The organism is Pseudoalteromonas sp. APC 3694 (assembly GCF_030407565.1).
Classification (GTDB): domain Bacteria; phylum Pseudomonadota; class Gammaproteobacteria; order Enterobacterales; family Alteromonadaceae; genus Pseudoalteromonas; species Pseudoalteromonas tetraodonis.
In genome coordinates this window covers 1-2,657 of record NZ_JASDDE010000113.1, presented here as the reverse complement: position 1 = coordinate 2,657, position 2,657 = coordinate 1, and the positions used below count along the sequence as shown (strand labels likewise).

Annotated in this window: 3 protein-coding genes and 1 pseudogene; all 4 read right to left on the bottom strand. The window is 41.0% G+C overall.

Annotated features, from left to right (window positions below; all coding sequences use genetic code 11):
- Positions 1–212, bottom strand: a 212-nt coding sequence (locus QMA00_RS18680) for a hypothetical protein (protein WP_290158473.1), incomplete at its 3' end; no start/stop codon positions are given.
- 177 nt (positions 213–389) lie between these two features.
- Positions 390–1,595, bottom strand: coding sequence for a HipA domain-containing protein (locus tag QMA00_RS18675; protein ID WP_076923266.1), 1,206 nt, complete (start codon positions 1,593–1,595; stop codon positions 390–392).
- A complete protein-coding gene (locus QMA00_RS18670; protein WP_004589614.1) occupies positions 1,585–1,884 on the bottom strand; it encodes a helix-turn-helix transcriptional regulator in 300 nt (99 codons plus the stop codon). The genes QMA00_RS18675 and QMA00_RS18670 overlap by 11 nt, the downstream gene beginning before the upstream one ends.
- Positions 1,885–2,337: 453 nt before the next feature.
- Positions 2,338–2,657, bottom strand: a pseudogene (locus QMA00_RS18665) (DUF4172 domain-containing protein); the annotation flags it as partial.

The window sequence follows — 2,657 nt, the reverse complement described above, 5'->3', positions numbered from 1 at the left end:
ATAGGGTTTAGTAAATTATTCACAAAGAGGGCAAAGAGACGCTGCGCTAAAAGAGTGGGCTCTAGGTTCAGGGCTGATATCAGGCAGTTTGTAAAGCTCGCACCTCGTCGCTCGAAGCCCGTTGTCTTCTCTGTGTTCAAATAATTTTTAAGTAATTTATACACCGCAGAGATTAAGAGGCGCTGCGCTTTTAGAGGAAATAAAAAAGCCAAATATTATTCTGTAGCAGCGATTTTATATCGCGTATTTATAGGCTTTTGCATTTTACCCGCGCCTCGTCGCTCGAAGCCCGCTGCCTTCTCATTCCCACTTTGAGGTTCATATAAGCACCAATTAATAAATGAGCATTTAATCAGTCATTAAACCACTAATGACTGCTTTATTAGCCTTTAAATTATAGAGGGTATCACGCTTTCTAAGCGTTTTATGTCAATATCACTGATATTAGCAAAACGTTTAATGTGCGCTGGCCACTGGCGAGTATAGCTCTCAACCTCGGCAATTATTTTTGTTGCTTGAGCCTTGTTGAGGCCGAAGCGTTTGGCTTGCGACAGTAAATTATCGATACTAGCATATCGGCCATCATCACCAAGCCCTATGCCATGCTGCTTTGAGTTATTAATAGGGGTAATATCATAAGCGGGGCTCATACGCCACGTTTGCCCTGCAAAGTGATACAAAAATGCATGATTTCGGCTGTGATCATCGGTATTACCAATAAATACGTTAAATATCATTCGCTTGTAGAGCTCTGTAGCATCAGCAGCGAACTCACCTGTGTGGTGGCGAATAAATTCAGCCAGTTCACCGTAGCTATAGTATGTTGCTAAGTCGCTTATCGCGACTTTTGGTTTTTGTAATAAGCTATTGGCGCTTAAGAAGTGATGAGTTGGTAAGTCATCGCTTACATCAAAACGCTCAACTAACAGAACATCGCCATTTTCTGTTTCATGAATACGGGTATTTGCAGTGCGAATCCCCAATTCATTAGCCATACACATAGCGCCATGCTCAGCCCTAGCTAAGTTAAACAAATCGTCTTGACGATTAAACTTTGCCAAATAAAGTTTTTGGTCAATTTTCACAGAGGTTTTAGGTCTTGCTCCCCCCATACTTTGGCCAAATTCAAAGGCTTTTTTTGCTTCTTGTGAAATCGTTTTATTGGCGAGCAAATCGTCCTTTGCTTGATCTAACAAGGCTAAATCGGCTAATGTATTTTTATTCGCTTTATGTTTTGATGCGCTGCGCGACAAACTAAATACCAAGGCGCCAACACCATACCCAGACCCTGCGAGTAAAAATTCTAGCTCATTTTTTGGTTTGGTATTATGCAGCGACAGTATAAGCTTACGCCCCCACGAATCAGCTCCCGCATCACTTAACACCCCAAACACACCTTTATTGGCAGAATAACTAACGATGCCAGGCTGTAATGGTAAATGCAGCGGATCGAGCGCAAACGCATCAGAGCGCGCAAGGTAACTTTTACCATAATTAAACTCACCTCGGCCTGTTTGTGTATTTAACTTAAAAAAACCACAAATTACCGGGCTGTCTTCTAAACCGTCAATAAATACATAAGCTTCAGAAGTCATCGTTAATCACCTGAGTTTTATTGCTTTTACGCTGTCTTGCATTATAACCGCCCACATCTGCGGCAAGCTCGTTAATTTCATCCAGCAATGAGCCTTGCAATTGAAGAACAACAAGGGCTTCAAACAATATATCGCTTTTTACTACCTCCCCTTGCTCAAGCTTTTGTACCGTTGAGCGAGATACACCAATCATTTTAGCGAACGTGCTCTGGGTATAAAGTAAAGTACGATGCTGGCGAATTAAATCACCCAATCGACGCGCCAGTTTTAATGCTTGTTCAGATCTCATAAATGACTACCTAATCGGTCATTAATATACTAATGATTAGTTTAGCGGTATTTAATATGATTGCAATATTATTTAAATAGATACGAAATGAGTTTCGAGCTTCGGGTAACGAGCCGCGAGCGACGGGCTATAAATTCAGACTAGCGCCTAGAACCTCTTTGTGAATAAATCACTTAAAACCATATATGCACAAAGAGAAGACAGCGGGTAACGAGCCGCGAGCGACGGGCTATAAATTCAGACTAACCCCTAGCGCCTAGAACCTTTTACCTATTCCCACCATAATCGTTAAGCTTGCTGACGCGAAAAGCACCGCTTTTAAATTAGGTTACTTTCACGCCATTATTCGCCTCAAAAAATGAGGCGAATATCATACTTAATTGCCTCACTGTGTGTCATCGTGTTGAAATAGTAGGGCTTTGAATTACAAAAAAAGCTTTAAGCTTTTTAAAGTCATTTGGCTATTTTATAACGAGTACTGCGACCGCCCGCTGAGGTTTTCTTTATATAATCCAGTGTTTGTAAATCTGATAAATGACGCGTCGCCGTCGCGCGACTTACCTTAGCCACTTTTTGATACTGACTTGCACTGATACCCTGCTCAAATTGGCCATCAAGTAATTTATTAAGCACTTTTACTTGTTGCTCATTTAGTCTAGTTTGATCTTTTTTAAACCAATAATTAGTTTTAGAGACAGTTTGCTCAATATTCTTCAGGATGAACAACTCCCACTAAACGCTGCGCGTTTTGAAGGAGTTTCAAAAAGAAAGCC

Coding starts and splice junctions, on each gene's coding strand:
- QMA00_RS18675 (WP_076923266.1), bottom strand. CDS start 1,595: ATGACTTCTGAAGCTTATGTATTTATTGACGGTTTAGAAGACAGCCCG.
- QMA00_RS18670 (WP_004589614.1), bottom strand. CDS start 1,884: ATGAGATCTGAACAAGCATTAAAACTGGCGCGTCGATTGGGTGATTTA.